This is a genomic window from Streptomyces sp. NPDC059371 (assembly GCF_042751995.1).
Lineage (GTDB): Bacteria > Actinomycetota > Actinomycetes > Streptomycetales > Streptomycetaceae > Streptomyces.
The window spans coordinates 52,468-78,733 of sequence record NZ_JBHYXD010000037.1 but is presented as its reverse complement, the minus strand read 5'-3'; the positions used below and the strand labels follow the sequence as shown (position 1 = coordinate 78,733).

At 70.5% G+C, this 26,266-nt stretch carries 21 protein-coding genes and 2 pseudogenes; 12 read left to right on the top strand and 11 right to left on the bottom strand.

Annotated features, from left to right (window positions below; all coding sequences use genetic code 11):
• Positions 1-109 precede the first annotated feature (109 nt).
• The gene (locus tag ACFXGX_RS21820) at positions 110-2,050 is read right to left on the bottom strand and encodes a protease pro-enzyme activation domain-containing protein (RefSeq protein ID WP_384793690.1); all 1,941 of its coding nucleotides are present in this window, start codon (positions 2,048-2,050) and stop codon (positions 110-112) included.
• Between the two features lie 302 nt (positions 2,051-2,352).
• Here ACFXGX_RS21820 and ACFXGX_RS21815 point away from each other — a divergent pair, with 302 nt between their 5' ends.
• Complete coding sequence (locus ACFXGX_RS21815) at positions 2,353-2,853, top strand: sigma-70 family RNA polymerase sigma factor (RefSeq protein WP_384793687.1); 501 nt, start codon at positions 2,353-2,355, stop codon at positions 2,851-2,853.
• Positions 2,850-3,488, top strand: coding sequence for a hypothetical protein (locus ACFXGX_RS21810; protein WP_384793684.1), 639 nt, complete (start codon positions 2,850-2,852; stop codon positions 3,486-3,488). Before ACFXGX_RS21815 ends, ACFXGX_RS21810 begins: the two co-directional genes overlap by 4 nt.
• Positions 3,489-3,678: 190 nt before the next feature.
• On the opposite strand, the gene ACFXGX_RS21805 is transcribed toward ACFXGX_RS21810, so the two are convergent.
• The gene (locus ACFXGX_RS21805) at positions 3,679-4,314 is read right to left on the bottom strand and encodes a DUF305 domain-containing protein (protein ID WP_384793681.1); all 636 of its coding nucleotides are present in this window, start codon (positions 4,312-4,314) and stop codon (positions 3,679-3,681) included.
• Positions 4,311-4,982: a DUF3105 domain-containing protein gene (locus tag ACFXGX_RS21800; protein WP_384793678.1), complete on the bottom strand. Its 672-nt coding sequence runs from the start codon at positions 4,980-4,982 to the stop codon at positions 4,311-4,313. Before ACFXGX_RS21800 ends, ACFXGX_RS21805 begins: the two co-directional genes overlap by 4 nt.
• A gap of 320 nt (positions 4,983-5,302) precedes the next feature.
• Between ACFXGX_RS21800 and ACFXGX_RS21795 the strand changes: the two genes are divergently transcribed.
• On the top strand, positions 5,303-5,737 hold the full coding sequence (locus ACFXGX_RS21795; protein ID WP_384793676.1) for an RrF2 family transcriptional regulator: 435 nt from the start codon (positions 5,303-5,305) through the stop codon (positions 5,735-5,737).
• Between the two features lie 30 nt (positions 5,738-5,767).
• Here the strand turns inward: ACFXGX_RS21795 and ACFXGX_RS21790 are convergent, their stop codons facing one another.
• Positions 5,768-6,970, bottom strand: a complete 1,203-nt coding sequence (locus ACFXGX_RS21790) for a globin domain-containing protein (RefSeq protein ID WP_384793673.1) — start codon at positions 6,968-6,970, stop codon at positions 5,768-5,770.
• Between the two features lie 325 nt (positions 6,971-7,295).
• Here ACFXGX_RS21790 and glnA point away from each other — a divergent pair, with 325 nt between their 5' ends.
• Positions 7,296-8,657 (top strand): type I glutamate--ammonia ligase, encoded by a 1,362-nt coding sequence (gene glnA / locus ACFXGX_RS21785; protein WP_384793670.1) that lies wholly within the window; start codon positions 7,296-7,298, stop codon positions 8,655-8,657.
• 425 nt (positions 8,658-9,082) lie between these two features.
• Positions 9,083-9,391 carry a hypothetical protein gene (locus tag ACFXGX_RS21780; protein WP_384793667.1) on the top strand — a complete coding sequence of 103 codons (309 nt, stop codon included), beginning with the start codon at positions 9,083-9,085 and terminating at the stop codon, positions 9,389-9,391.
• Between the two features lie 270 nt (positions 9,392-9,661).
• Here ACFXGX_RS21780 and ACFXGX_RS21775 read toward each other — a convergent pair.
• Both ACFXGX_RS21775 and ACFXGX_RS21770 read right to left on the bottom strand, forming a co-directional pair.
• A pseudogene (locus ACFXGX_RS21775) lies at positions 9,662-9,763 on the bottom strand (phosphohydrolase); the annotation flags it as partial.
• Positions 9,751-9,903: a hypothetical protein gene (locus ACFXGX_RS21770; RefSeq protein ID WP_384793708.1), complete on the bottom strand. Its 153-nt coding sequence runs from the start codon at positions 9,901-9,903 to the stop codon at positions 9,751-9,753. The pseudogene ACFXGX_RS21775 and the gene ACFXGX_RS21770, both read right to left, overlap by 13 nt.
• A 52-nt stretch (positions 9,904-9,955) precedes the next feature.
• Between ACFXGX_RS21770 and ACFXGX_RS21765 the strand changes: the two are divergent.
• Together ACFXGX_RS21765 and ACFXGX_RS21760 are read left to right on the top strand one after the other, a co-directional pair.
• A pseudogene (locus tag ACFXGX_RS21765) lies at positions 9,956-10,042 on the top strand (glutamine synthetase); the annotation flags it as partial.
• A 202-nt stretch (positions 10,043-10,244) separates the two neighbouring features.
• A complete protein-coding gene (locus ACFXGX_RS21760; RefSeq protein ID WP_384793664.1) occupies positions 10,245-11,468 on the top strand; it encodes an LPXTG cell wall anchor domain-containing protein in 1,224 nt (407 codons plus the stop codon).
• Between the two features lie 28 nt (positions 11,469-11,496).
• Here the strand turns inward: ACFXGX_RS21760 and ACFXGX_RS21755 are convergent, their stop codons facing one another.
• From ACFXGX_RS21755 to ACFXGX_RS21745, 3 genes are read right to left on the bottom strand one after another with little or no spacing between them, the layout of a single operon-like run.
• Entirely contained in the window at positions 11,497-12,516 is a 1,020-nt protein-coding gene (locus ACFXGX_RS21755; RefSeq protein WP_384793661.1) for a TolB family protein, read from the bottom strand.
• Positions 12,513-14,090 (bottom strand): MFS transporter, encoded by a 1,578-nt coding sequence (locus ACFXGX_RS21750; protein ID WP_384793659.1) that lies wholly within the window; start codon positions 14,088-14,090, stop codon positions 12,513-12,515. The genes ACFXGX_RS21755 and ACFXGX_RS21750 overlap by 4 nt, the downstream gene beginning before the upstream one ends.
• A 1-nt stretch (position 14,091) precedes the next feature.
• Positions 14,092-14,979 (bottom strand): alkaline phosphatase family protein, encoded by an 888-nt coding sequence (locus ACFXGX_RS21745; protein ID WP_384793656.1) that lies wholly within the window; start codon positions 14,977-14,979, stop codon positions 14,092-14,094.
• Positions 14,980-15,345: 366 nt separating this feature from the next.
• On the opposite strand from ACFXGX_RS21745, the gene ACFXGX_RS21740 reads away from it, so the two are divergent.
• Positions 15,346-18,357, top strand: coding sequence for a bifunctional [glutamine synthetase] adenylyltransferase/[glutamine synthetase]-adenylyl-L-tyrosine phosphorylase (locus ACFXGX_RS21740; RefSeq protein ID WP_384793653.1), 3,012 nt, complete (start codon positions 15,346-15,348; stop codon positions 18,355-18,357).
• A 46-nt stretch (positions 18,358-18,403) separates the two neighbouring features.
• Here ACFXGX_RS21740 and ACFXGX_RS21735 read toward each other — a convergent pair whose 3' ends face one another.
• Both ACFXGX_RS21735 and ACFXGX_RS21730 read right to left on the bottom strand, forming a co-directional pair.
• Positions 18,404-19,264 carry a phosphatase PAP2 family protein gene (locus tag ACFXGX_RS21735; RefSeq protein WP_384793651.1) on the bottom strand — a complete coding sequence of 287 codons (861 nt, stop codon included), beginning with the start codon at positions 19,262-19,264 and terminating at the stop codon, positions 18,404-18,406.
• A 131-nt stretch (positions 19,265-19,395) separates the two neighbouring features.
• Entirely contained in the window at positions 19,396-20,430 is a 1,035-nt protein-coding gene (locus ACFXGX_RS21730) for a LacI family DNA-binding transcriptional regulator (protein WP_384793648.1), read from the bottom strand.
• Between the two features lie 468 nt (positions 20,431-20,898).
• On the opposite strand from ACFXGX_RS21730, the gene ACFXGX_RS21725 reads away from it, so the two are divergent.
• The 4 genes from ACFXGX_RS21725 to ACFXGX_RS21710 all read left to right on the top strand — a co-directional run bounded on the left by ACFXGX_RS21725 (position 20,899) and on the right by ACFXGX_RS21710 (position 26,142).
• Complete coding sequence (locus ACFXGX_RS21725) at positions 20,899-22,173, top strand: extracellular solute-binding protein (protein ID WP_384793645.1); 1,275 nt, start codon at positions 20,899-20,901, stop codon at positions 22,171-22,173.
• Positions 22,174-22,304: 131 nt separating this feature from the next.
• Entirely contained in the window at positions 22,305-23,309 is a 1,005-nt protein-coding gene (locus tag ACFXGX_RS21720; protein ID WP_355768852.1) for a sugar ABC transporter permease, read from the top strand.
• Between the two features lie 13 nt (positions 23,310-23,322).
• Entirely contained in the window at positions 23,323-24,231 is a 909-nt protein-coding gene (locus ACFXGX_RS21715) for a sugar ABC transporter permease (RefSeq protein WP_384793641.1), read from the top strand.
• A 231-nt stretch (positions 24,232-24,462) separates the two neighbouring features.
• The gene (locus ACFXGX_RS21710; RefSeq protein ID WP_384793638.1) at positions 24,463-26,142 is read left to right on the top strand and encodes a glycoside hydrolase family 13 protein; all 1,680 of its coding nucleotides are present in this window, start codon (positions 24,463-24,465) and stop codon (positions 26,140-26,142) included.
• Positions 26,143-26,266: the final 124 nt, after the last annotated feature.

Here is a 26,266-nt window from a genome sequence, read left to right as displayed (position 1 = left end):
GGGACAGCGCGCCGCGTTGGGGGGCGGGGGGTGTGCGGGGCCGCCCCGCAAACTCGCGAGGCCCCGCCCTCTCCGTCGGAGAGGCGGGCGCATCGTCGGTGAACGCCGGTCAGCGACGGCTGAACGACTCGACGTAGCCCGGGGCGGGCGAGCCCACACCGGTGACGTCGTCGTAGCCCTTCACGGCCTTCAGCGAGCTGTCCTGGCCGAGGCTGCGGACCGAGGTGGCCACACCGTCGGCCGCGTCGAAGCCGTTGACGAAGTCGACACGGGCCACGGCGTACTGCTTGCCGCCGGGCGTGTCGGTCACGTCGTGGTACGCCTTCGAACCGGCCTTGGCGTAGATCGACGGGTTGGCGAAACCGATCGCCTTGCCGCCGCGCGCCTCCTGGGCGAGCGCCTGGACCGCCGCGATCACCGGAGCGGCCAGCGAGGTGCCGCCGATGCGGTACTCGCTGTACTGCTCGGTCCCGTCCGGGAAGGTCTGCGTCTGGCCGACCTTGAATCCGGTGTTGGGGTCGGCGATCGCCGAGATGTCCGGGACGACCCGGTTGCCCGCCGCGTTGTTGGCCTTGGCCAGCGCGTTCGGGACGACGCCCTTCTGGTAGTAGGGCTGCGCCACGGTCTTGCTGGTACCACCGCCGGCACCCGAGGTGAACGCGCCCGGGAACCCGGTCCAGCTCTTGCCGTCCTCGGACAGCGTGGCCTTCTCGGTGCCCCAGCCGGTCTCGAACAGGTACGTGTCGTTCTTGCCGACCGCCAGCGAGGTACCGCCGACCGCCGTCACCCACGCCGAGTTGGCCGGGGTGTCGACCTGCTTCGTGCCGGTGTTGGCGACCTCGTCGCCGTTGTCACCGGAGGAGAAGTAGAAGCCGATGCCCTCGACCGCGCCGAACTGGAACGTCTGGTCGTAGGCCGCGGCCAGGTCCGGGGTCTGGTTGGCCTCGATGTCGCCCCACGAGTTGGAGACGATGTCGGCCAGGTGTCCGTCGACGATCTTGTTGAGCGAGTCGAGCAGATCGTCGTCGTAGCAGGAGGCGGCACCCACGTACGTGATGCTCGCGCCCGGCGCGACCGCGTGCACGGCCTCGACGTCGAGGGTCTCCTCGCCGTACCAGCCGGCCGCTCCGCACTCCTCGGTCTTCGTGTACTTCTTGGGCAGCACCTGACGGAGCTGACCGCTGGAGTACGCGGCGTCGCCGTGCTTGCCGGCGTAGGTGGCCGCGTCGAAGGCGATGGTCGGCGAGGCGAACGCGTCGGTGATGGCGACCCGCACCTTCTTGCCGGTGCGCTTGCCCGCTCCGTACGCCGCGCGGAGCTGCTTGCCGGTGTAGCCCTGGACGGCGTACGGGATCTTCGATCCGTACGCGTCCGGCAGCGTGCTCGCGGTCTTCGAGCCGTAGTACGAGGAGAACGGCCCAGAGTTCTTGAACACCGCGTCCGGAGGCGGCAGTTGATCGGCGTGCTGCGCCTTGTGCGGAGCGTTGTCCAGGCCGGTGACGGTCAGGACGGCGCCGTTCAGGGCGGCGGGCGCGGAAGCCGTCTTCGACGGCGCCCGGTAAACCTTCTTGCCCTTGGTGTAGTTGTGGAGCTGGGTGCCGAACGCCTTCTCGGCGGCGGCCACGTCACCGGTGACGGAGACGTAGTGCTGCGACGTTCCGGTGACCTTCAGGCCCGCCGACTTCAGCCAGGTGGTCACCGCGGTGACCTGGGCCTTGGTGGCACCGAAACGCGTCTGCGCCTTCTTGGCGCTGAGGTACTTCCCGTACGAAGCCGAGTGCGGGTCGGACACGGCCCTGGCGTACGCCGCCAGGCCCTTGGCGTCCCGTCCGGCGAAGTACACCCGGGCCGAGACCTGGGAGCCGTCGGAAGCCGCTCCCTTGTCCGCGTGGGCCGTGGCCCACGCGGGTTTGGTGCCCGCGAGCGTGACTCGGCTCGGGCCGTCCGCGGCGGATGCCGCGGGTATGCCGAGCGCCAGCGCGCCGGCGAGCAGGGGCAGGGTCGCCGCCAGGCTCACTCCGGCGCGCGCGGTGGCGCGGTTGGATCTCATAGAACCCCCTGCGATGCGATACGTCGCATGTAGTGGTTGCGGTGATCCACGCGAAAGCCCCACGTCCTGCCGGAGCGTGAGGAATGGATCACAGATGGGGGCCACTCTTACGGTGATCCGTTCATGCCAGGGGAATGAAAAAGCCAAGGAAAGACCAAGTGGCCGCGATTGGCGATCATTTGGGATGGTTTGAAGTGGACCCTTGCCCATAGTCGAGGGTTTTCCCTCTATCCCGTTCCAGGGTCCGTAAAGAGGTGGCCGGCTTTTGTAAGCGGATCGAGTCCCCGCCGCGTGGTGGGGGTGTGAAGCAGCTGGAGTTCGAAGAGTTCTACCGGAGCGGGCGGGACGTCTGCCTGCGGGCGGTCCTCGCCGCGGTGGGCGACCGTCAGCTGGCCGAGGACCTCGTGGCCGAGGCGTTCGCCAGGGCCTGGGCCGCCTGGCCCCGGGTCCGCGGCCATCCCGCCCCCCGCGCGTGGATCGTCCGGACGGCGCTCAACACCCGTATCTCGTGGTGGCGCCGGCGACGGCACGAGGTCGCGCTCGGTGACCACGACGGCGGGGACTCCGCGGCCGCGGAGTCCGGCGGCGCGGGGCTCGACCCCGCTCTTCTCGCCCTGCTGCGCGAACTGCCGCGCAGACAGCGGGAGGTCGTCGCCCTGCGGGTCTTCCTCGACCTTGACACCGCGACCACGGCGAAGACGCTCGGGATCGCTCCCGGAACCGTCACCGCCCATCTGGCACGAGCCGTCGGGACACTCCGCGGCCATTTCGTCACCCTCGACACACCGGAGGCAGGATCATGAACGGAACCGACGACGACAGGGACGTCCTGGACGCCCTGAGGGGCTCCCTCGACGACATCACCATGGTGGTGCCCGTCGAGCGGATCGTGGCCGAGGGCCGCGCGGCCCGGCGGCGGCGCAGGCGCGTGGCCGTGGCGGCGGTGGGTGCCACGGCGGCCGCAGGCCTGGCGCTCGGCGCGCCGGGTTACGGCCACCCGTCCACCGCGCCGCCCACGGGCGGGAACACCGAGGCCGTCGCGTTCACCGTCGCCAAGCGGTCGGACGGCACGGTCGCGGTGACCTGGACCAAGGACCAGTACTTCAAGAACCCGGCGGGACTCCAGAAGGCGCTGCGCAAGGCGGGATTCCCCGTCCTCGTGAAGACCGGGGTGTTCTGCAAGGGCCCGGACGACCACACACAGGTCGACAAGCACGGCTCGGGAGCGGGGGTCGACAAGGTCGTGAAGCGGGAGCGGCGCGGCGACGGCACCGTCGTCTTCATCTACGACCCGGCGGCCATGCCCGCCCACACCCAGCTCTTCATCGGCTACCTGAACAAGGCCCAGCTCGCCGTCACCCACGGCCGGCCCGGCTCGATGGAGCGGCTCGTACCGACCGACGTCGCCCTGAAGTGCGGTACCGACTGGCGCGGTTGACCATGCGGCGCACGGGGTGAACGGGTCCGGGGCAGCGCCCCGGACCCGTTCCGCACCCCTGTCTGCGAGACCCCTGTCTGCGAGACCCCTGTCCGCGAGACCCCTGTCTGCGAGACCCCTGTCCGCGAGGCGGACACGCCCCAGCCACCGGCTCAGGAACCGCCCCAGGACCTGTCCGGCTGGGCAGGTCCTAGTCGCGCGCCTTCGCGCCCCGGGCCTTCAGCATGTCGGCCATCAGCTTGATCTCCGACTGCTGGGCGTCGACCATGCCCTGCGCGAGCCGCTTCTCCACGCCGACCGTGCACTTGGCGGCACAGCCCTCGGCCATGTGGATGCCGCCCTTGTGGTGGTCGGTCATGAGCTGGAGGTAGAAGACCTCGGCCTGCTTCCCGTTGAGCGTGCCGAGCCGCTTCATCTCGGTGTTCGTGGCCATGCCCGGCATCAGCGAGCCGTCCTTGCCGGACGCCATGTCGCCCATGTCCATCCAGGTCATCGGCGTGTCCGAGGACACCTTCGGCAGCTCCCACAGGTCGAGCCAGCCGAGCAGCATGCCCCGCTGGTTGGCCTGCGTCTGCGCGATGTCGTACGCGAGGCGCCGTACCTCCGTGTCCTCGGTGCGGTCCCGCACGATGTAGGACATCTCGACGGCCTGCTGATGGTGGACCGCCATGTCCCGGGCGAAGCCCGCGTCCGCGGAGTCCGCGGCGGGCACCCGCGTCCCGGAGCCGTCGCCGGCGTCGCCGCCGTCGGCGACCGCGTACGTGATCGCCCCGGCCGCGACGAGAACGGTCGCCGCGGCCCCCGCGATCCACCCGATGTTCCTCACTGGGACAGGCCGTTGGTGCAGGCCGCTCCCGGCTCGGGCGTCTGCTTGCCCTGCACGAACTCGGAGAGGAACGCGTCGACGTTCTTGTCGCTCGCGCCGGTCACCGAGCGCTGCTTGCCCCAGGCGCTCAGCATGATCGGGTCCTTCTGGTCGTCGACCGGGCTCATCAGCGTGTACGGGGTCTTCTTGACCTTGGCCGCGAGCGCCTTCACGTCGGCCTCGGACGCCTTGCTGTTGTACGTCACCCACACCGCGCCGTGCTCCAGGGAGTGCACGGCGTTCATGGGGTTGACGGCCTTGGTGTAGACGTCGCCGTTGCAGTTCATCCAGACCTGGTTGTGGTCACCACCGACCGGCGGCTCCATCGGGTACGACACGGTCTTGGTGACGTGGTTGCGCGAGAGGGTGCCCTTCCAGGTATTCACCCCGTCCGCGCCCGTGACGAAGTGCCCCGACGCCTGCTTCGCGTCGCTCGCGGTGTCCTTCTTGCCGTCGTCCGACTGCGACTGGACGAGCACGACCGCACCGGCGACGAGGCCGGCGACGACGACCGTGCTCGCCGCGATCACGAGGAACCGGTTGCGCCGCTCGCGGGCGCGCTCGGCACGGCGCAGCTCCTCGATACGGGCCTGGCGCGATCCGGTGCTGGTGTTCTTGGCGGAACCCATGGTGAGTCCTTATGAGGATGGGACGGTCGAGTGCGCCGATCGTAATCGGGCACCGAGGGGCACCGGCAAGGAGGGCGCGGGATTGGCCCGGGGAGTGCACGGGATTGGCCGAAGCAGGGGGTGGACGCGGGAGGGGGATGTGCGCGGCGGGTGGGGCGCGGCGACGGGGAAACGGCCCCGGGCGCGGGCCGGACTCGGGTTGCGGCGGTCGGCGGGGATGCGGGGCCGTGCGCGGGCGGGTCAGCCGGCGGGGAAGCGGGGCCGGACATGCCCGGGAAGAAAATTTGAACCGGAGATGCGCATTACCTACTCTGGCGGGTATGCGGTTGCTGCGCTCCACCGACCTGGCCCTTCGCGTCCTGATGCGACTGGCCGTCGCCGACGGCTCGACGCCCACCACGCGCGAGGTCGCGGACGACATGCGGGTCCCCTACACGCACGCCGCCAAGGTGGTCGCCGAACTCCAGCACCTCGGGCTGCTCGACGCCCGGCGCGGCAGGGGAGGCGGTCTCACGCTCACCGAGAAGGGGCGCGGGGAGTCCGTCGGCGCGATCGTGCGCACCTTCGAGGGGGAGGGCGACGTCGTCGAGTGCGAGGGCGACACACCCTGCCCGCTCGTCTCGGCGTGCCGGCTGCGGGGCGCCCTGCGGCGGGCCCAGGAGGCCTTCTACGCCTCGCTGGACCCGCTCACGATCGCCGACGTCGTCGCCGAGCCGACGGGGCCGGTGCTGCTGGCCCTCACCCGAAGGCCGTAGCGGACCGGCCCGCTCCCGGCCGCCCCGGCCCTAGCCCTGGGCCAGCCAGAGGTCCGGGCCGAACACCTCGTAGTGGATGTCGGACGCGGGCACGCCCTTGCCGAGGAGCTGGGTCCGTACCGCCCGCATGAAGGGCAGCGGACCGCACAGGTAGGCGTGCGTGCCCGGCCGCACGGTCACTCCCGAGAGGTCGACCAGACCGGTCCGCTCGGCGGGGTGACCCGGCTCGGGCCGCTCGTACCAGAAGTGCGTCTCCGCGTCGGCGAGCTTGCCCGCGAACGCCTCGTGGTCGGCGCGCAGCGCGTGTTCGGCGGGGGAGCGGTCGGCGTGCACGACGGTGACGGGGGCCTTGTGGCCGGAGATCGCGAGCTGCTCCAGCATGGCGATCACCGGGGTGACGCCGATGCCCGCCGAGGCGAGGATCAGGGGGGCGTCCGTGCCGTCGAGGACCAGGTCGCCGTACGGCGCGGAGACCTGCAGGACGCTGCCCTCGCGGACCTGGGCGTGCAGATGGCCGGAGACCTCGCCCTCGGGGCCCGTCACGCCGTTCTCGTCGGCGCGCACGCGCTTGACGCTGATCTGACGCACCGGCGAGCCGGGCGCGCCGGAGAGGCTGTACTGGCGGATCTGGCGGGCGCCGTCCGGGAGTTCGACGCCGACGGAGACGTACTGGCCCGCGCGGAAGTCCGGCAGGGGCGCGCCGTCGGCCGGGCGGATCCGGAAGGTGGCGACGTCGGCGGTCTCCTCGACGCGCTCGGTGACCACCCAGGGGCGCAGGGAGCCGTCGTCCGCGTTCTCGTCGTACAGGCGCTTCTCGATGGCGATGAGGGCGTTCGCCATGAGCCAGTAGACCTCGTCCCAGGCGGCGGCGACCTCGGCGGTGACCGCGTCGCCGAGAACCTCGACGATGGCGGCGAAGAGGTGCTCGTGCACGACCTTGTACTGCTCGGGCGCGACACCCAGGGAGGCGTGCTTGTGGGCGATGCGGCTCAGCATCGCGTCGGGCCGCTCGTCGGGGTGCTCGACCAGGTAGGTGGCGAAGGCGGCGATGGATCCGGCCAGGGCCTGACGCTGGGTGCCCGCGGCCTGGTTGCCCCGGTTGAACAGGTCGCGGAGCAGCTCGGGGTGCGCGCTGAACAGTCCGGCGTAGAAGCGCTCGGTGATCTCGCCGATGGCGGCGCCGACGACGGGGAGGGTCGCGCGCACGGTGATGGCGGATTGTTCGGACAGCATCAGGACTCCTCAAAGCCGGGGCGGGAGCGGTGGGTTGCGGCGCTCCGCATGGATCGCACACTAATAAAACTTGCATCTGAGATGCAAATTAAGGCTCGGGTGACGGGTGGGTACCGGCCGGGCCTTACGGGTGGGGGTGTGAGCAGGCAGTATGTGCGGCAGAGCAGGACACCTGCCGTACGCGAGGCGTTCAGGCCGAGGTCGCCCGGCCGATCATGGTCCGCAACGCGCATGAAATGGTGTTGTGGTGGGATGCTCAGGTGCGCCGATCGTCTTCGAGGCGTGGGAGCAGGCAGCCTGACCAGCAAGGATGGGGAAGCGGAAGATGGACAAGCAGCAGGAGTTCGTGCTCCGGACGCTGGAGGAGCGTGACATCCGGTTCGTACGTCTGTGGTTCACGGACGTACTCGGCTTCCTGAAGTCGGTGGCCGTGGCCCCGGCCGAGCTGGAACAGGCCTTCGACGAGGGCATCGGCTTCGACGGCTCGGCCATCGAGGGCTTCGCCCGCGTGTACGAGTCGGACATGATCGCCAAGCCCGACCCGTCCACCTTCCAGGTGCTGCCCTGGCGCGCAGAGGCCCCCGGCACCGCCCGCATGTTCTGCGACATCCTTATGCCGGACGGCTCCCCGTCGTTCGCGGACCCGCGCTACGTCCTCAAGCGCGCCCTCGCCAAGACCTCGGACCTGGGTTTCACCTTCTACACCCACCCCGAGATCGAGTTCTTCCTGCTGAAGGACCGCCCGCTGGACGGCTCGCGGCCCACCCCGGCCGACAACTCCGGCTACTTCGACCACACCCCGCAGAACGTCGGCCAGGACTTCCGGCGCCAGGCCATCACGATGCTGGAGTCGATGGGCATCTCGGTCGAGTTCAGCCATCACGAGGGCGCCCCCGGCCAGCAGGAGATCGACCTGCGCTACGCCGACGCGCTCTCCACGGCCGACAACATCATGACCTTCCGGCTGATCATGAAGCAGGTCGCGCTGGAGCAGGGTGTCCAGGCCACCTTCATGCCGAAGCCGTTCTCGGAGTACCCGGGCAGCGGTATGCACACCCACCTCTCCCTCTTCGAGGGCGACCGCAACGCGTTCTACGAGTCCGGCTCGGAGTACCAGCTCTCCAAGGTCGGCCGCTCCTTCATCGCCGGCCTGCTGCGGCACGCCGCGGAGATCTCCGCCGTCACCAACCAGTGGGTCAACTCCTACAAGCGCATCTGGGGCGGCTCGGAGCGCACCGCGGGAGCCGGCGGCGAGGCCCCCTCGTACATCTGCTGGGGCCACAACAACCGCTCCGCCCTCGTCCGCGTGCCGATGTACAAGCCCGGCAAGACCGGCTCGGCGCGGGTCGAGGTCCGTTCGATCGACTCGGGCGCGAACCCGTACCTCGCCTACGCGCTGCTCCTGGCCGCGGGCCTGAAGGGCATCGAGGAGGGGTACGAACTCCCGCCGGGCGCCGACGACGACGTCTGGGCCCTCTCCGACGCCGAGCGCCGCGCCATGGGCATCGAGCCCCTCCCGCAGAACCTCGGCGAGGCTCTGGCCCTGATGCAGCGCAGCGAACTCGTCGCCGAAACCCTCGGCGAGCACGTCTTCGACTTCTTCCTGCGCAACAAGAAGGCCGAATGGGAGGAGTACCGCAGCGAGGTCACCGCGTTCGAGCTGCGGAAGAACCTGCCGGTGCTGTAAGCGCAGGTCAGGCACATTTCTTTGTGGCCCAGCACGCGGGGCCCACGGTCGATGACCGTGGGCCCCGCGGCTGTCCTCACCACCTCTGGGCCGTCTGTGGGCCGTCCGCCCCGGAAACGCCACCCGCGTACATGCTGTCCACGGCCCGCCGGGCGCGGCCCTCGCTGCTCGGCAGCAGGTGCGTGTAGACCCGGAGCGTGAAGCCGGGGTCCGTGTGCCCCAGGTAGGTGCAACAGGTCCGTAGCGGGCTGGTTGGGCAAGGTCGGCCCCGGTTCTTTGGCGAGATGTGGGGGCCGCCCCTGGCGTAGCCGGGAGTCGACTGGACGAGGGCGGCAGCAGGCTGCGGGCATGTGTGGACGTGGGAACGCGGAGGCTGTAAAGATCACGCGGGCATCCGCCCTGGATCTGGCACTCGGAGGGGGCCCATGGCCATTTACTTCGCGGCACTCTTTGCCCTGTGCGCGCTGGTGGCCGCCGTCGGCGGCATCGCAGCGATCACTCTTGGCTGGGTACTTCCCAACATCCGGCCGACGGTGAAGCACACTCGCGTCTACGGCTTGGGGGTGCTGGTGTTCGCCGCCGGCATGTTCTTGATGGCGGCCGGAGAGGCGGCGTCCAGCGATCTGATGCAGTCGGCGGGAAGAGCGGTTGGCATCGGAATCGTGGCTTTCAGCGCCGGGGTGGTCCGGGCGAGCGGGCGTCCTGCGGGCGCAGACAAGGGCGATCAGGGTTAGCAGCGTGGGCCGGATGGTGCTGGGGAACGTGGTGTTCGGCTTCGCATGGGCTGCGACAGGCGCGCTCGGGTGGATGCTGCTCGCTCAGGCACCGACCTGGGGTGCAGCGGGAAGGAGCTTTGTCGGGCTGTTCGCCTTCTACGTGGTCGGAAAGACGGCCCGGGACTTGTTGTCCTCCCGACTCGGGCGATAGGGCCCCGACGACCTGCGTGGCTAGGGATGTCTGCGGCATCGGTGCGCACCTGGCACCGGTCCTCCACCTGCGTCGCATGCTCGCTCAGCAACGCCCAAGCAGCGCTGCCACCGTCGGGGCAGTACCTCGGAGAGCAGTGATTCCGCGAGGGGATAGGCCCACTCCGTCAGCTCCGACAAGCTACGAACGCTCCTCTCGAATCGGCACGGCGCGGACCGTCCGCACCTTGCCTGCCCCCGCCCGCCAACACGCCGGCGGCCTCCAGTTTGTCGAGAGCCTTCGTCGCCGTGGGCCGCGAGACTCCGAACCTCGTAGCCAGGGAGCCTTTTCCAACTTGTCGTTTCGGCTGCTCAGCGCCTACCCGGCATCAGTTTCTGCGCAACAAGAAGGCGGAGTGGGAGGAGTACCGCAGCGAGGTCACCGCTTTCGAACTGCGGAAGAATCTGCCGGTGCTGTGACCGCGGCCCTCCCGCGCTTGCCCCACGTCTCTCCCGCCCTTCTCCCCCCTTTCCCTCCGCCCTTCTCTGCCTCTCCCTCGCGCCCTTCCTCTCGCTCGCCTTGGGCGGCCGTACAACCCTTGGCGCCCTCCAGGTGTCCAGGACGTGGCCGGACGGAGAAGCTCCGGTCTTCGTCCGTCCGGCCCCACGAGGAGATCCAACCGTGCGCCAGCGCATCCGCCCCTCGCACCTTCGCAAGCCGGCGGCCTTCGTGGCCGCCGCCGCGTTCGTCGCGGCCGTTCCCGCGGTCGCCGCAGCCCCGGCGTACGCCGATCCGGGCGAGGCCTCCCTGGAGATATCGACCCTGGCGAGCACGTCGCCCAAGCCGGGCGAGGTGTACGACAAGAACGTCGTCGTCACCAACAAGGGCACCGCGGCGGCGGACGGTTTCACCTTCCGGGTCCGGCTGACCCGCGGGCTCGACTTCCCCGAGGATGTTCAGGGCTGTACCTACTCGACCGTCGCCCACCAGGTCAGGCAGGCCGTCTGCGAGCTCGACACGGTCATCGAGCCCGGCGCCTCGGTCGAGACGCCCGTACGGTTCAAGGCGCTGCCCAAGGCGCTGATGGAACAGGTCGAGTACGGCACCTCGGCCACGGGCGCGCTTCCGGGCGAGGGATTCTCCGAGAGCTACCGGCGCCTCGACCTGACCGCCGACAGCTCGGCCGACCTCGTCGCGCTCGGCGAGGACACCGAGGCCCTCGCGGGCGGCCAGCAGTCCATCAACGTGGGTCTTCGCAACGACGGCCCCGGCTGGGTCCAGGTCCAGACGAGCGACGACCAGCCGGCGCTCATGGTGCGGATACCGAAGGGCACCACCGCCAGCCAGGTCCCCGACGACTGCTCGCCGTTCGCTATCGACGGGCCGGACGCGCCCGGAGGGACGCCGGGCAGGGCCGTCTACGTCTGCACGCCCGACGACCACGTCATCGAGGTCGGCCAGACCCTCACGTACACCTTCATGCTGGACGTCGCGAAGGGGACGAAGACCACCGACGGCGAGGTGAAGGCGACCTCCGTCTACGGTATCCACCCGGACTTCGACAAGAACGCCGCCAACGACACGGCCAAGATCCACGTCGCCATCCCCACCGACAACGAGGAGGACCCCTCCCCGTCGCCCTCCGCCACCTCCCCGGGAACCTCCACCGGAGGCAACGACCCCGAGGGCCAGTCCACCGGCGGATCCGGCGGCACGGGCGGTACGGGCTCCACGTCGGCCGGTTCCACGACCGGCGGCTCCACCACCGGTGACGTCGACGGCAGCCTGGCGAGCACCGGCTCCGACGGCACCCCGGTCCTCGCCGCCGCCGCGGCCGCCACGGCCGTCCTCGGCGGCGGCCTGGTCCTGGCCGTCCGCCGTCGCCGCGTCGGCGCCGGGTCCTGACGGCACCCTGACCGGCCCGGTTGAATTCCTAGCCCACGTACGTGGGTGACACGGCCGCGGTGCTGACGCGCCGCGGCTTTCCCGTGCCGTCGGACGGCAGCGTCCACAGGTCGGCGCCGTAATCGCCGGGGAGGGCGTAGACGAGGGTGTGGTCGTCGCGCCAGACCACCTGGTCGTCGACGCTGCGGGGCTCGGCGAGCGCCGTCTCGTGCCCGGTGCGCAGATCGAGGACGTACAGATGCCAAGGGGCGTCCTTGGGAAGGCCTTTGACGCGCTTCTTGTAGGCGACCCGAGTGCCGTCGGGGGAGAGGGACGGGCACTCGACGTCGGTATGCACGGTGGTGACGGTGCGGGCGGTCAGGTCGCCGCGGACGAGGTAGGTCGTGCCGTGCGTGGCCATGGTGGCGTAGAACCCGCGGTCGTCGCCCGTGAAGGTGACACCCCAGAAGTTGACGTCGGCCGAACGGTAGGTCCTGCCGTCCTTCACCACCCGGTACGCCTCCAGGGACGGCGTCAGCTTCCCCGTACGGGTGTCGACGATCGCCGCCCGGGTGGAGAAGTTCGTGCCCGCGTACGAGTCGCCGCCCACGAACGCCGTCCAGGCGGCGTACCGGCCGCTGGGCGAGACCCGGGCCCGGGACGGGATGCCGGGCACGTCGTAGCGGGCCCTGACGTGCAGGGCCGAGTCGAGGATCACCGCCCGGTAGGTGTCCTGGACCGCGCCGCGCACCGCCTGGAGGCACACCCCGGTGCCCGAAGCGGCGTAGAAGCGCAGGCACTTGACCTTGGACGCGGTGCGCGGACCCGACGGGTCGGAGGCCGGGACGGACGTCAGCTCGTCGCGGTGCGGGCCCCACGCCATGTTCCGGAACACCAGCCGCCGGGAGTCGGTCAGGGAGACCGGCCCCGCGGTGATCCGGGGACCGCCCGGCTGTGCCTGGTTCCGGCGCTCCGCGCGGGCCGAGGCGTGCAGCACGGAGGCCGTCGCGACCCCCGCGAGGACGAGCAGGGCCGAGACCAGGACCAGGATGCGGTTCCGCGGCGTCATGCGAGGCGGCCTTCCGAAGAGGTGCGGCGGACGGGGCGCAGGCTCAGGGAGAACAGCGCGCACAGGGCCAGCGCCACGGCGGACACCATGAGCGCCGTACGGTCGCCCCACGCGGTCCAGGCCGCGCCGAAGGCGAGCGAGCAGGCGAAGCGCGCCATCGCCTGACCCGTCTGGACCAGCGCGAGCCCGGACGACCGCAGTTCCTCGGGCACGCTGTCCGAGGCCGCGGCCATGAGCACGCCGTCCGTCGCCGCGTAGAAGCCGCCGTGCAGGAACAGGACGGCGAACGGCAGCGCCGTACCGTGCCAGGACGTCAGCAGCAGGCCGTACGCGAGAAGCAGGGCGCCGTGGCCGGCCAGGAACACCCGCCACCGGCCGGCCCGGTCCGCGAGCCGGCCCAGCGGGACGGCCAGCAGCAGGAACGCGGCGGCGGTGCCGACGGGCAGCAGCGCGAACCAGCGGTCCGGCACCCCGAGCCTGCGCTGGAGCAGCAGGAACATGAACGAGTCGCTGACCGTGGCGAGCCCGAGCAGGAGCGCGCACAGCGCGATGCCCCGCAGCTCCGGGCGGCGCAGGAGCGCGAGGGCGGCGCGCAGGGTGGGGCGGGGCGCGGGGGGCGCGGCACGTTCGGCGGGGGTGGCGCTGGGCTCGGCCGGTGGTTCTGCCACGGGCACGGTCCGCGCCGCCGGTGTGTCCTCGACGGGCACGGTCCGCGCTGCCGGTGTCTCCGCGACGGGCACGGTCCGCGCTGCCGGTGTCTCCGCGACGGGCACGGTCCGCGCCGCCGGTGTCTCCGCGACGGGCACGGTCCGCGCCGCCGGTGTCTCCGTCACGGACGCGGCCCGCGCCGCCGCTGCTTCCGCCATGGACGCGGCCCGCTCGGCCGGTGTCTCCGCCACGGATGTGGCCCGCACGGCCGGGCCGCCCGGTACGAACAGCACCAGGACCAGGACGCCCACCACGGCCACACAGAAGCTCACCGTGAACACCGCGTCGTAGCCGTCGACGGTCGCCCGGAGGATCAGGAACGCGACGAGCGGGCCGAGCAGGGCGCCCGCCGTGTCCATCGCGCGATGGACGCCGAAGGCGCGGCCGCGGGTGCCGGGGCTGCTCGACAGGGAGATCAGGGCGTCGCGCGGCGCGGTGCGCAGGCCCTTGCCGGTGCGGTCGGCGGCGAGGACCAGGCCGATGGGGGTCAGGGTCTGGGCCACCAGGAGCAGCGGTTTGCAGGCTGCCGACAGGGCGTATCCGGCGCCCGCCACCCACTTGTGGCGGCCGCCGCCCCGGTCGGCGAGATGGCCCCCGGCCAGGCGGACCAGGGCCGAGAAACCGTTGTAGATCCCGTCGAGGAGCCCGAAGCCGAGAGGGGACAGGCCGAGGCCCGCCACCAGGTACAGGGGCAGGACGGCCGTCACCATCTCCGAGGAGACGTCGGTGATCAGGCTGACCGTGCCGAGTGCCAGCACCGTGGGCCCGACCGCGGTGAGGCGCCGCCCGGCGCGGGGCCGGGCGGCGCTCTCCGCGGACGCCGCCGCTGTCTCCGGTGTACCGGCGCGGCTGTCCGCAAGGTACATGTCAGGACGTCCAGATGCCCGTGATGTCCTTGGCGGAGGCCGCGTTGCCGGCGTGCGAGAGGCCGTGCATGTCCTCCAGCGTGCGCAGCAGGTCGTAGTGGTTGTACGTGGTGGAGGACGAGGATCCGGCGGTCACCCGCTGGCCGTACAGCACCGTCGGGATCTTGTTGCCGGCGAGCCGGTTGTCCTCGTCGAAGGTGACGACGAGCAGGCTGTTGTGGGTCTTGGCCCAGGTGGCGTACGCGCTCAGGTTGTTCTTCAGCCAGGTGTCACCGGTGGACACCGAGCAGTCGTGCATGTCGCTGCACAGGTTCGGGACCACGAAGGAGACCTGCGGAAGCGTCGTGTAGTCCGTCGGGAACTGGGTGAAGGTCTTGGCGCTGGACGTCGGGACGTTGCTGAAGCCGAACCAGGGGTTGTGCTTGCGGGCGTAGTTCCCGCTGCTGCACGTGGTCGAACCCTGGCTGGGCAGCGTCTCGTTGTAGCTGCCCCAGGTCTTGCCCGCGGCGATCAGCTCGGAGGCGAGGTTCGGGGCGGAGGAGAAGCCGGGCGTGTAGCAACTGTCGTCCGTGATGCCCTGGGTGGAGCCGGAGAACAGGGCGAAGTAGTTGGGCTGGCTCGGGTGCGTCTCGGCGTACGACTGGGAGAGGTTGGCCCCGCCGGTCTTGAGCGAGTTGATGTACGGGGCGCTGGAGGAGCCGATCACCTGGCTGTACGCGTGGTTCTCGAAGACCACGACGACGACGTGGTCCGGGGTCGGGACCGCGGCCGCGGCGTGCGCGGGAGCCGAGCCGGCGAAGCCCGTCCACAGCCCCACCGCTACCGCGGTGAAGGCGAGGGCGGATGCCACGACGGCACGGCTGCGGGTGTACACGTTTCTGCCGGACACTTCAGACCTCCGGTGGGGGGGAGATGCGACGGTGGCGGTGCGGACAGAGCATGCGCACGCCAACATTCCCGCGACCCACGCCCCTCAACCCGAGGGATGAAGATCGGATGAACTGCTCCCGTCGGCGATCGTGGGCCGGTTGGCCCACCTCCCGGTATAACTCCATGGCCCGGTCCACGTCGGAGACCGGCAGCAGGATCACTTCGAGGGCCATGTCCATGGCCTGACTCCCCCGTCGTACGGCTCACGGCACTGTCCACGGAAGCCCGGACCGGTGCGGGGCGCCACCCTGGAGACCGGGGTTAGGCTCGCTTCGCACGACCTTGATCCGATGATCCGTGGAGTCCGATCCGACAGGAGGCCGGGATGACGGCGCCGGGGCGCAGAAGCAGTACCTTCACGCGGCTGCTGCGGCACGGCTTCACCGATCCATCGGCGGCCGAGGGGCTCCTGGAGGGGCCCGAACTGGCACCCGTGCGGAACGACCCGGTGCTCCTGGACGCGCTGGGCGCCACCGCCGACCCCGACCTCGCCCTGCTCGGACTCGTCCGGCTCGTCGAGGCCCAGGACGGCCCGCCGGCCCAGCGGGAACTCCTCGACACGCTGATCGCGGCCAAACCGCTGCGGGACCGGCTGCTCGGGGTGCTCGGAGCCTCCGCCGCGCTCGGCGACCATCTCGCCCGGCACCCGCACGACTGGCAGGTTCTCGTCACCTACGAGGCGCGGGACCTGCATCCCGGGGTCCGGGAGTTCGAGCGGGGGCTCGCGGACGCCGCGGACCCCGTCTCGCTGCGCGTCGCCTACCGCCGCTGCCTGCTCTCCATCGCCGCGCGCGACGTGTGCGGCACCACCGACCTCGCCCAGACCGCCGCCGAACTCGCCGACCTCGCCACCGCGACCCTGCGCGCCGCGCTCGCCATCGCCGGTGCCGCCGCGCCCGACGACGCCGCGCTGTGCCGGCTCGCCGTCATCGCGATGGGCAAGTGCGGGGGACACGAGCTGAACTACGTCTCCGACGTCGACGTGATCTTCGTCGCGGAGGGCACCGAGGGGGCCGACGAGGGGAAGTCCGTGCAGGCGGCCACCCGCCTCGCCTCGCACATGATGCGGATCTGCTCGGAGACGACCGTCGAGGGCAGCATCTGGCCGGTCGACGCCAATCTGCGTCCCGAGGGACGCAACGGCCCCCTGGTGCGCACGCTCAGCAGCCATCTCGCCTACTACCAGCGGTGGGCCAAGACCTGGGAGTTCCAGGCGCTGCTCAAGGCCCGCCCGGTGGCCGGGGACCTGGAGCTGGGCGAGGAGTACGTCGCCACGCTGGCCCCGCTCGTGTGGCACGCCGCCGAGCGGGAGAACTTCGTCCCCGACGTGCAGAAGATGCGGCGCCGGGTCGTGGAGAACATCCCGGCCGCCGAGATCGAACGGGAGCTGAAGCTCGGCCCGGGTGGACTGCGGGACGTCGAATTCGCCGTACAGCTCCTGCAGTTGGTGCACGGCCGGGCCGACACGACCGTGCGCAGCGGCACCACCCTGGACGCCCTGAAAGCACTCGCCGCGGGCGGATACGTGGGGCGCGCCGACGCCGTACAGCTCGACGACGCCTACCGCTTCCTGCGGTCGATGGAGCACCGCATCCAGCTCTTCCGGCTGCGGCGCACCCATCTGGTGCCGACGGACGAGGCCGATCTGCGCCGGATCGGACGGTCGCTGGGGCTGCGCGTCGACCCGGTCAGGGAACTGAACCGGGAGTGGAAGCGGCACGCGGCCATGGTCCGGCGGCTGCACGAGAAGCTGTTCTACCGGCCGTTGCTCGACGCGGTCGCCCAACTGGCGCCGGGCGAGAGCAGGCTGAGCCCGGACGCGGCCAGGGAGCGGCTCGTCGCCCTCGGGTACGCCGATCCGGCGTCCGCCATGCGCCATCTGGAGGCGCTGGCCTCCGGGGTCAGCCGCAAGGCCGCCATCCAGCGGACCCTGCTCCCCGTGCTGCTGGGCTGGTTCGCGGACTCCGCGGACCCCGACGCCGGGCTCCTGAACTTCCGCAAGGTGTCGGACGCGCTGGGCAAGACCCCGTGGTATCTGCGGCTGCTCCGGGACGAGGGTGCCGCCGCCGAGAACCTCGCGCGGGTGCTGTCGGCGGGCCGGCTCGCCCCCGACCTGCTGATGCGCGCGCCGGAGGCGGTGGCCCTGCTGGGCGACGGGGAGAGCGGCGGCCTGGAGCCGCGCGGCCGGGCCCAGCTCGAGCAGGAGATCCTCGCCGCGGTGCGCCGGGCCGACGGCGGAGAGCAGGCCGTGACCGTCGCGCGCGGTGTCCGGCGCCGGGAGCTGTTCCGTATCGCCGCGACGGACATCGTCGCCAGTTACGGGACGGAGGAGACGCCGGCCGTCGCCGATCAGGGGGCGCTGGTCGACCTCGTCGGCGGTGCGATCTCGGACCTGACCGCGGCGACGCTCGCGGGCACCCTGCGGGCCGTGGTGCGGGACGGCTGGGGCGACACGCTGCCCACCCGGTTCGCGGTGATCGGGATGGGCCGCTTCGGCGGCCACGAGCTCGGCTACGGCTCCGACGCGGACGTCCTCTTCGTGCACGAGCCCCGCGAGGGCGTGGACGAGCAGGAGGCCGCCCGGGCCGCGAACGCCGTGGTGTCCGAGATGCGGCGGCTGCTCCAGCTCCCCAGCGCGGATCCGCCGCTCCTGATCGACGCGGATCTGCGGCCCGAGGGGAAGTCCGGGCCGCTGGTACGGACCCTGAAGTCGTACGAGGCGTACTACCGGCGCTGGTCGCTGGTGTGGGAGTCGCAGGCGCTGCTGCGGGCGGAGGTCGTGGCCGGGGACGCGGACCTGGGGAGCCGGTTCATCGAGCTCGTCGCCCCGCTCAGGTATCCGGCGGAGGGCCTCGGCGAGGAGGCCGTGCGGGAGATCCGGCGGCTGAAGGCCCGGATGGAGTCGGAGCGGATGCCGCGCGGCGCCGACCCCACCCTGCACACCAAGCTGGGGCGCGGCGGCCTCTCCGACGTGGAGTGGACGGTCCAGCTCATCCAGCTCCGGCACGGCTGGGCCGAGCCGGGCCTCAGGACGACCCGGACCCGCCAGGCGCTGGCCGCGGCGAGCGCGGCGGACCTGCTGTCGACGGAGGACGCGGCGACGCTGGACGAGGCCTGGGTGCTGGCCACCCGGGTGCGCAACGCCGTGATGCTCGTCCGGGGCAGGGCCGGTGACACCTTCCCCTCCGACGGGCGGGAGCTGGCCGCCGTGGGCCGCTATCTCGGATACGACCCGGGGCACGTCGGAGACATGCTCGACGACTACAGGCGCACCACCCGGCGGGCCCGGGCCGTGGTGGACGAACTGTTCTACGGGTCGGCACCCGGCGGTCACTGAACGTGACCGTCCGGTGGTCGCCCACGGTGAGGGCGGACGACGGTGTTCACTCCGTCGTCCGCAGGACCGGTGCCCCGCGTGTCCCCGGTACCCACTGCGGCAGCGCGTACGGCAGCGCGCCGTACCACAGGCGCGTCACCAGGAAGCCGAAGGCGAGGCAGAGCAGGCCGCCCACCGCGTCCAGCCAGAAGTGGTTGGCGGTGGCGACGATGACCACGAGGGTGGCCGCCGGGTAGAGAACGCCGAGGATGCGTGCCCAGGGTGCCTTGGCCAGCGCGAAGACGGTCAGCCCGCACCACAGGGACCAGCCGATGTGCATGGACGGCATCGCGGCGTACTGGTTGGACATGTGTTTCAGGTCGCCGGAGGCCATCGAGCCCCAGGTCTCGTGGACCATGACCGTGTCGACGAAGGTGCTGCCGGTCATCAGACGGGGTGGCGCGAGCGGGAAGAAGTAGTAGCCGACGAGGGCCACCACCGTGGTGGCGAGAAGCGCGAGACGGGCCGCCGCATAGCGGCCGGGATGACAGCGGTACAGCCAGACCAGGACACTCAGCGTCACCACGAAGTGCAGGGTCGCGTAGTAGTAGTTCATCCCGATGATCAGCCACCCGACCGAGTTCACGGCGTGGTTGACCGATTCCTCGACGGCGATGCCGAGGTGGTGCTCCATCCGCCAGATCCAGTCCGCGTTGCGGAGCGCTTCGTGTCTCTGCTCCGGCACGGCGTTGCGGATCAGTGAGTACGTCCAGTAACTCACGGCGATGAGCAGGACTTCGAACCAGAGGCGGGGGCGACGCGGGCTCCGCATACGGCGCAGGAGTCTGTTCCCCGCGTTCTCCTCCGCGACGGGCTGTGGAGTGGTCTGCTCCCGGCCTTCCAGTGTCGTCACGGTCGAATCACCCATAGGCACAGAGTCTGCCAGAAAAGCCTTCCCTCACCGATGATGCTCTGGTCGGGTCCTGGCCGCATTTTCTACACCCGCGGGAGTGCTTCGCCCCCTTTGTCATCCTTCTCAGGGGCGATTTGTCGTCCTGTTCAGGGACGATTCCGGTCCCCGGGGGCGGAAGCGGTCGAACCGCGCACCACGAGCTCCGGCATGAACACGAACTCGCTGTGGGGCGCGGGCGTCCCGCCGATCTCCTCCAGCAGCGTGCGCACCGCGGCCTGGCCCATCGCCGGCACCGGCTTGCGGACCGTCGTGAGCGGCGGGTCGGTGAAGGCGATCAGCGGAGAGTCGTCGAATCCCACGACCGAGATGTCCGTGGGGACCTCCAGGCCGCGCTGGCGTGCCGCCCGTATCGCGCCGAGCGCCATCATGTCGCTGGCGCAGACGATCGCCGTGCAGTCGCGGTCCATGAGGGCGTTCGCGGCGGCCTGGCCGCCCTCCAGCGTGTACAGCGAGTGCTGGACCAGTCGCTCCTCGACGTCCGCGGGGTTCAGGTCGAACTGCTCCTGCATCGAGCGCACGAAGCCCTCGATCTTGCGCTGCACCGGGACGAACCGCTTGGGGCCGAGGGCGAGTCCGATCTTGGTGTGCCCGAGGGAGGCGAGGTGGGTGACCGCGAGGGCCATCGCGGCGCGGTCGTCCGGGGAGATGAACGGCGCCTGCACCTTGGGCGAAAAGCCGTCGACCAGGACGAACGGGACACCGCGACCGCGCAGTTGCTCGTACCGCTGCATGTCGGCCGAGGTGTCGGCGTGCAGTCCGGAGACGAAGATGATGCCGGCGACCCCGCGGTCGACCAGCATCTCGGTCAGCTCGTCCTCGGTGGAGCCGCCCGGGGTCTGGGTCGCGAGCACGGGGGTGTAGCCCTGGCGCGTCAGGGCCTGCCCGATCACCTGCGCGAGGGCAGGGAATATCGGGTTCTCCAGCTCGGGGGTTATGAGGCCCACCAGGCCCTCGCTGCGCTGCCGCAGGCGCACCGGGCGCTCGTAGCCCAGGACGTCGAGCGCGGCCAGTACTGACTGGCGCGTGGTCGCGGCGACGCCCGGCTTCCCGTTCAGGACGCGACTGACGGTCGCCTCACTGACCCCCGCCTGGGCTGCGATGTCGGCAAGCCGTGTGGTCACAGGATTGGACTGTACCGGCCGCATCTCGCCCTGCCCACCAACCAGACGCCGTGTGCGGGCGGTTGCTCGGCCCGCTCCGGGCTGCTGCGTCATCGCGCTCCCTCGTGTTCTGGTCGGCTCGGTGTCCCGTGCGTGTGCCGCGCGGAAAGGGGTGGCTCCTGCAAGGCACTGACGGCCGATGATCCCCGTGCGCGTCCCCCGTGGCAAGAGCTTGCAGAGTCTTGCACAGAGGTTCGGATGTGTGCTGAGCGGCCCGGTAGCAGGGTTGCGGGACGGTCGCCACGAGGTCACGGGGCCATAACTGTCGTCAGCTCTTGCACTTTTTTGCTGCAAAACCTTTCGCGCCGCTTACAACGCTGTTACGTTCACGTCGCCCAGCAGACGCAACGGCGCAGTCGGCAAGCAGGCGAGGGAATCGGGCGGGACCGATTCCCCACCTACTCGGGCTTTCACCCTCAAGGAGATCTCATGCGGCGTGGCATAGCGGCCACCGCGCTGGTGGCGTCCATCGCCCTCGCGGCGACGGCCTGCGGCGGCAGTGACAGCAGCGACGACAAGTCTGCCGGTCCCACCACCATCACCTGGTGGGACACCTCCAACGCCACCAATGAGGCGCCGACGTACAAGGCACTGGCCAAGGAGTTCGAGAAGGCCAACCCGACCATCAAGGTCAAGTACGTCAACGTGCCCTTCGACCAGGCGCAGAACAAGTTCGACACGGCCGCCGGTGCCTCCGGCGCCCCGGACGTCCTGCGCTCCGAGGTCGGCTGGACCCCGGCCTTCGCGAAGAAGGGCTACTTCCTGCCGCTCGACGGCACCGCGGCCCTCGCGGACCAGGCGAAGTTCCAGCCCAACCTGATCGAGCAGGCGAAGTACGACGGCAAGACGTACGGTGTGCCGTTCGTCACCGACACCCTCGCGCTCGTCTACAACAAGGCGCTGTTCGAGAAGGCCGGTATCAAGGAGGCCCCGAAGACCTGGGGCGACCTGAAGACCGCCGCCGCGACGATCAAGAAGAAGACGGGCGTCGACGGCTACTGGGGCTCGACCCAGGCCTACTACGCGCAGTCCTTCCTCTACGGCGAGGGCACGAACACCGTCGACGCCACCGCGAAGAAGATCACGGTGAACTCGCCCGAGGCCAAGAAGGCCTTCGGCACCTGGCAGGGTCTGTTCTCCGGCAAGGGCCTGCACAAGGCGGACACCACCGCCGACGCGTACGCCCACATCCAGGACGCCTTCGTCAACGGCAAGGTCGCCGCGATCATCCAGGGCCCGTGGGAGATCACCAACTTCTACAAGGGCTCGGCCTTCGCGGACAAGGCGAACCTCGGTATCGCCACCGTCCCGGCCGGCTCCACCGGAAAGGCTGGCGCCCCGACCGGCGGCCACAACCTCTCCGTGTACGCGGGTTCGGACAAGGCCCACCAGGAGGCCTCGCTGAAGTTCCTGAACTTCATGACCTCCGCGAAGTCGCAGTCGGAGATCGCGCTCAAGAACTCCACGCTGCCGACGCGTGACGACGCCTACACCGCCGAGGTCAAGGCCGACCCGGGCATCGCCGGCTACCAGGGCGTCCTCCCCGCCGCCCAGCCGCGCCCGGCGCTGCCCGAGTACGGCTCCCTCTGGGGCCCGCTCGACACCGAGCTGCCGAAGATCGCGGGTGGCAAGGAGTCCCTGGACAAGGGCCTGAGCAACGCCGAACTGGCGATCGCCAAGCTGGTCCCGGACTTCAGCAAGTGAGCCCGTGTGGCCGCCGGATCCTTCCCCCGCCCGACTTCCGTCGGGCCGGGGGGACCCCCACAGTGGGGAACGGACCCGGCGGCCACCGGCTGTGTGCGCCCAACTCCTGATCTTGCAGAAGGTGTCGAACCATGACAGTCGCCATCGACCGCGCGACCGGCAAGCGCCGCGGTGACCGAGCACCGCGTCCCGGCCGGATGCAGCGTCTCAAGCACTCGTACCAGAAGTACTGGTACGCGTACGCGATGATCGCCCCGGTCGTCGTCGTACTCGGCGGATTGGTGCTCTATCCCCTGGTACGGGGCCTCTATCTGACGCTGACGGACGCGAACAGCCTCAACTCGGCCCGCACGATCGGCGTCAACCACATCGACGCCACCTACAAGTTCATCGGTCTGGACAACTACAAGGACATCCTGTGGGGTCCGACGTCGTACGACCGCTTCTGGTCGCACTTCATCTGGACCATCGCCTGGACCGTCATCTGCGTCGCCCTGCACTACTGCGTCGGCCTGGGCCTCGCGCTGCTGCTCAACCAGAAGCTGCGCGGCCGTACGGTCTACCGGCTGATCCTGGTGCTGCCCTGGGCCGTACCGACCTTCGTCACCGTGTTCGGCTGGCGCTTCATGCTCGCCGACGGCGGCATCATCAACTCCATGCTCGACGCGGTGCACCTGCCGGCGCCCGCGTGGCTGGAGGACACCTTCTGGCAGCGCTTCGCCGCCATCATGGTCAACACCTGGTGCGGTGTGCCGTTCATGATGGTCTCGCTGCTCGGCGGACTGCAGTCCATCGACGGGACCCTGTACGAGGCCGCCGAGATGGACGGCGCCAACAAATGGCAGCAGTTCCGCTTCGTGACCCTGCCGGGCCTCAGGTCGGTCAGCTCCACCGTCGTGCTCCTCGGCATCATCTGGACCTTCAACCAGTTCGCCGTGATCTTCCTGCTCTTCGGCAGCACCGCGCCGGACGCGCAGATCCTCGTCACCTGGGCCTACTACCTCGGCTTCGGACAGCAGCCGCGTGACTTCGCTCAGTCGGCGGCCTACGGCATGCTGCTGCTGGCCATCCTGATCGTCTTCACCTCCTTCTACCGCCGCTGGCTGAACCGCAATGACCAGCAGCTCGCGATCTGAGGCAGGAGTCTCCATGAGTACCACCACACTGCAGACGCCTCCGGCCGACGAGGCCACCAGGTCCGCCGAGTCGCCCCGCCCGGCGCCCCGGCGCGGCCGGCGCGGCCTCCTCGGCTCGCTGGTCTCCCACGGCATCCTGACCGTCGCGAGCCTGGTCGCGCTGTTCCCGATCGCCTGGCTGGTCTTCCTGTCCCTCGGTCCGGACCAGGACGACTACCTGCACCCCGGACGCATCTGGAACACGATGACGTTCGACAACTACTCCTTCGTGCTCCAGCACACGAACTTCTTCGAGTGGATGAAGAGCTCGCTCATCGTGTCGCTCGGCACCACGGTCATCGGCGTGATGGTCGCGGCCACCACCGGCTACGCCGTCTCGCGCATGCGCTTCCCCGGCTACAAGAAGTTCATGTGGGTCCTGCTGGTCACCCAGATGTTCCCGATCGCCGTACTGATCGTGCCGATGTACCAGATCCTCTCGGACCTGCAGCTCATCGACAACTACTTCGGCCTGATCCTCGTCTACTGCTCGACGGCGGTGCCCTACAGCGCCTGGCTGCTCAAGGGCTACTTCGACACCATCCCGTTCGAGATCGACGAGGCCGGCCGGGTCGACGGACTGAGCCCCTTCGGCACCTTCTTCCGGCTGATCCTGCCGCTCGCCAAGCCGGGTCTCGCGGTGGCCGCGTTCTACAACTTCATCACCGCGTTCGGTGAGGTCGCCTTCGCCTCGACGTTCATGCTGGACGACTCGAAGTACACCTTCGCGGTCGGCCTCCAGAGCTTCGTCAGCGAGCACGACGCGCAGCGCAACCTGATGGCGGCCACCGCCGTGCTGGTCGCCATACCCGTCTCCGCCTTCTTCTACCTCGTGCAGAAGAACCTGGTGACCGGACTCACCGCGGGCGGCACGAAGGGCTGATCCGCGAGGACGCCCCCGAACGCCCCAGTCTCCCGCGCGCTCATCGCGCGCGGGTGGCGGCCGCGGTGCCCATCCGACCCCGCCAGTACCGCGGCCGCCTCATCCCCCGCCCCGACGCCTTCCGCCCCGTGCTCCCGGCCTCGCGTGAGCAGGGTCTGCCCCCACAGCCGAATTCCTCCCCATCGCCCGGCAGCGCCCGGACCCGGGGACCCTCATCGCATCAAGGACGCCATGAGCCAGCACTCCGCCGACCAGGCCCCGAACTCCGTTCTCGCCACCGTCGCCGCGCATCGCGACTGGTGGCGCGACGCGGTGATCTACCAGGTCTATCCGCGCAGCTTCGCCGACAGCAACGGCGACGGCATGGGCGACCTGGAGGGCGTACGTGCCCGACTCCCGTACCTGCGCGACCTCGGCGTGGACGCCGTGTGGCTCAGCCCCTTCTACGCCTCGCCCCAGGCCGACGCCGGCTACGACGTGGCGGACTACCGGGCCGTCGACCCCATGTTCGGCAACCTGCTGGACGCCGACGCCCTGATCCGCGACGCCCACGGTCTCGGGCTGCGGATCATCGTCGACCTCGTGCCCAACCACTCCTCCGACCAGCACGAGTGGTTCAAGCGCGCGCTGCGCGAGGGCCCCGGCTCCTCGCTGCGCGACCGCTACCACTTCCGCCCCGGCAAGGGCGAGAACGGCGAACTGCCGCCCAACGACTGGGAGTCCATCTTCGGCGGCCCGGCCTGGACCCGGGTCACCGAGCCCGACGGCACCGCCGGAGAGTGGTACCTGCACCTCTTCGCGCCCGAGCAGCCCGACTTCAACTGGGAACACCCGGCCGTGGGCGACGAGTTCCGCTCGATCCTGCGGTTCTGGCTGGACATGGGCGTCGACGGCTTCCGTATCGACGTCGCCCACGGCATGGTCAAGGCGGAGGGCCTGCCGGACCTCGGCGACCACGACCAGCTCAAACTGCTGGGCAACGATGTCATGCCGTTCTTCGACCAGGACGGCGTGCACGACATCTACCGCCAGTGGCGCACGATCCTCGACGAGTACTCGGGCGAGCGCATCTTCGTCGCCGAGGCGTGGACGCCCACCGTCGAGCGCACCGCGAACTACGTGCGCCCCGACGAGCTGCACCAGGCCTTCAACTTCCAGTACCTGGGCTCCCACTGGGAGGCCGAGGAGCTGCGCGCGGTGATCGACCGCACGCTCGACGCGATGCGCCCGGTGGGCGCGCCCTCCACCTGGGTGCTGTCCAACCACGACGTGACCCGGCACGCCACCCGCTTCGCCAACGAGGCCGGCCTCGGCACCCAGATCCGCACCGCGGGCGACCGTGAGCTCGGGCTGCGCCGGGCCCGCGCCGCGAGCCTGCTGATGCTGGCGCTGCCCGGCTCCGCCTACGTGTACCAGGGCGAGGAGCTCGGCCTGCCCGACGTCGTCGACCTGCCGGACGAGGCGCGCCAGGACCCGGCCTTCTTCCGGGGCGCCGGACAGGACGGCTTCCGCGACGGCTGCCGGGTGCCGATCCCGTGGACCCGCACCGGCCCGTCGTACGGCTTCGGTGACGGCGGAAGCTGGCTGCCGCAGCCGGCCGAGTGGGCCGAGCTGAGCGTCGAGGCGCAGAGCGGTGTCGCGGGTTCCACCCTGGAGCTGTACCGCGACGCGCTGGCCGTGCGGCGGGAGCGCGCCGACCTCGGCGCGGGCGACACCGTCACGTGGCTGACCGCCCCGGAGGGCGTACTCGCCTTCCAGCGCGGTGACTTCGTGTGCACCGCGAACACCGGGTCCAAGACCGTGACCGTCCCCGCGTACGGCCGGGTGCTCGTCGCCAGCGGCGAGGTGACCGTGTCGCAGGACGGCCAGGCGAAGCTGCCCGCCGACACCACCGTCTGGTGGGCCGTCTGACCCACGCGTGACCTGACCCACGCGTGATCCGACCCGCGCGGAAGCGGGGGGGGGGGGGGGTGAGACCGCCACACCCCGAAGAGGCGGGGGGGGGGGGGGTTAGCCGACGGATAGGCGACAAGAG

Coding starts and splice junctions, on each gene's coding strand:
- ACFXGX_RS21710 (WP_384793638.1), top strand. CDS start 24,463: ATGAGCCAGCACTCCGCCGACCAGGCCCCGAACTCCGTTCTCGCCACC.
- ACFXGX_RS21780 (WP_384793667.1), top strand. CDS start 9,083: ATGGCCATTTACTTCGCGGCACTCTTTGCCCTGTGCGCGCTGGTGGCC.
- ACFXGX_RS21790 (WP_384793673.1), bottom strand. CDS start 6,970: ATGCTGTCCGAACAATCCGCCATCACCGTGCGCGCGACCCTCCCCGTC.
- ACFXGX_RS21720 (WP_355768852.1), top strand. CDS start 22,305: ATGACAGTCGCCATCGACCGCGCGACCGGCAAGCGCCGCGGTGACCGA.
- ACFXGX_RS21725 (WP_384793645.1), top strand. CDS start 20,899: ATGCGGCGTGGCATAGCGGCCACCGCGCTGGTGGCGTCCATCGCCCTC.
- ACFXGX_RS21800 (WP_384793678.1), bottom strand. CDS start 4,982: ATGGGTTCCGCCAAGAACACCAGCACCGGATCGCGCCAGGCCCGTATC.
- ACFXGX_RS21735 (WP_384793651.1), bottom strand. CDS start 19,264: ATGGGTGATTCGACCGTGACGACACTGGAAGGCCGGGAGCAGACCACT.
- glnA (WP_384793670.1), top strand. CDS start 7,296: ATGGACAAGCAGCAGGAGTTCGTGCTCCGGACGCTGGAGGAGCGTGAC.
- ACFXGX_RS21715 (WP_384793641.1), top strand. CDS start 23,323: ATGAGTACCACCACACTGCAGACGCCTCCGGCCGACGAGGCCACCAGG.
- ACFXGX_RS21820 (WP_384793690.1), bottom strand. CDS start 2,050: ATGAGATCCAACCGCGCCACCGCGCGCGCCGGAGTGAGCCTGGCGGCG.
- ACFXGX_RS21795 (WP_384793676.1), top strand. CDS start 5,303: ATGCGGTTGCTGCGCTCCACCGACCTGGCCCTTCGCGTCCTGATGCGA.
- ACFXGX_RS21740 (WP_384793653.1), top strand. CDS start 15,346: ATGACGGCGCCGGGGCGCAGAAGCAGTACCTTCACGCGGCTGCTGCGG.
- ACFXGX_RS21750 (WP_384793659.1), bottom strand. CDS start 14,090: ATGTACCTTGCGGACAGCCGCGCCGGTACACCGGAGACAGCGGCGGCG.
- ACFXGX_RS21810 (WP_384793684.1), top strand. CDS start 2,850: ATGAACGGAACCGACGACGACAGGGACGTCCTGGACGCCCTGAGGGGC.
- ACFXGX_RS21755 (WP_384793661.1), bottom strand. CDS start 12,516: ATGACGCCGCGGAACCGCATCCTGGTCCTGGTCTCGGCCCTGCTCGTC.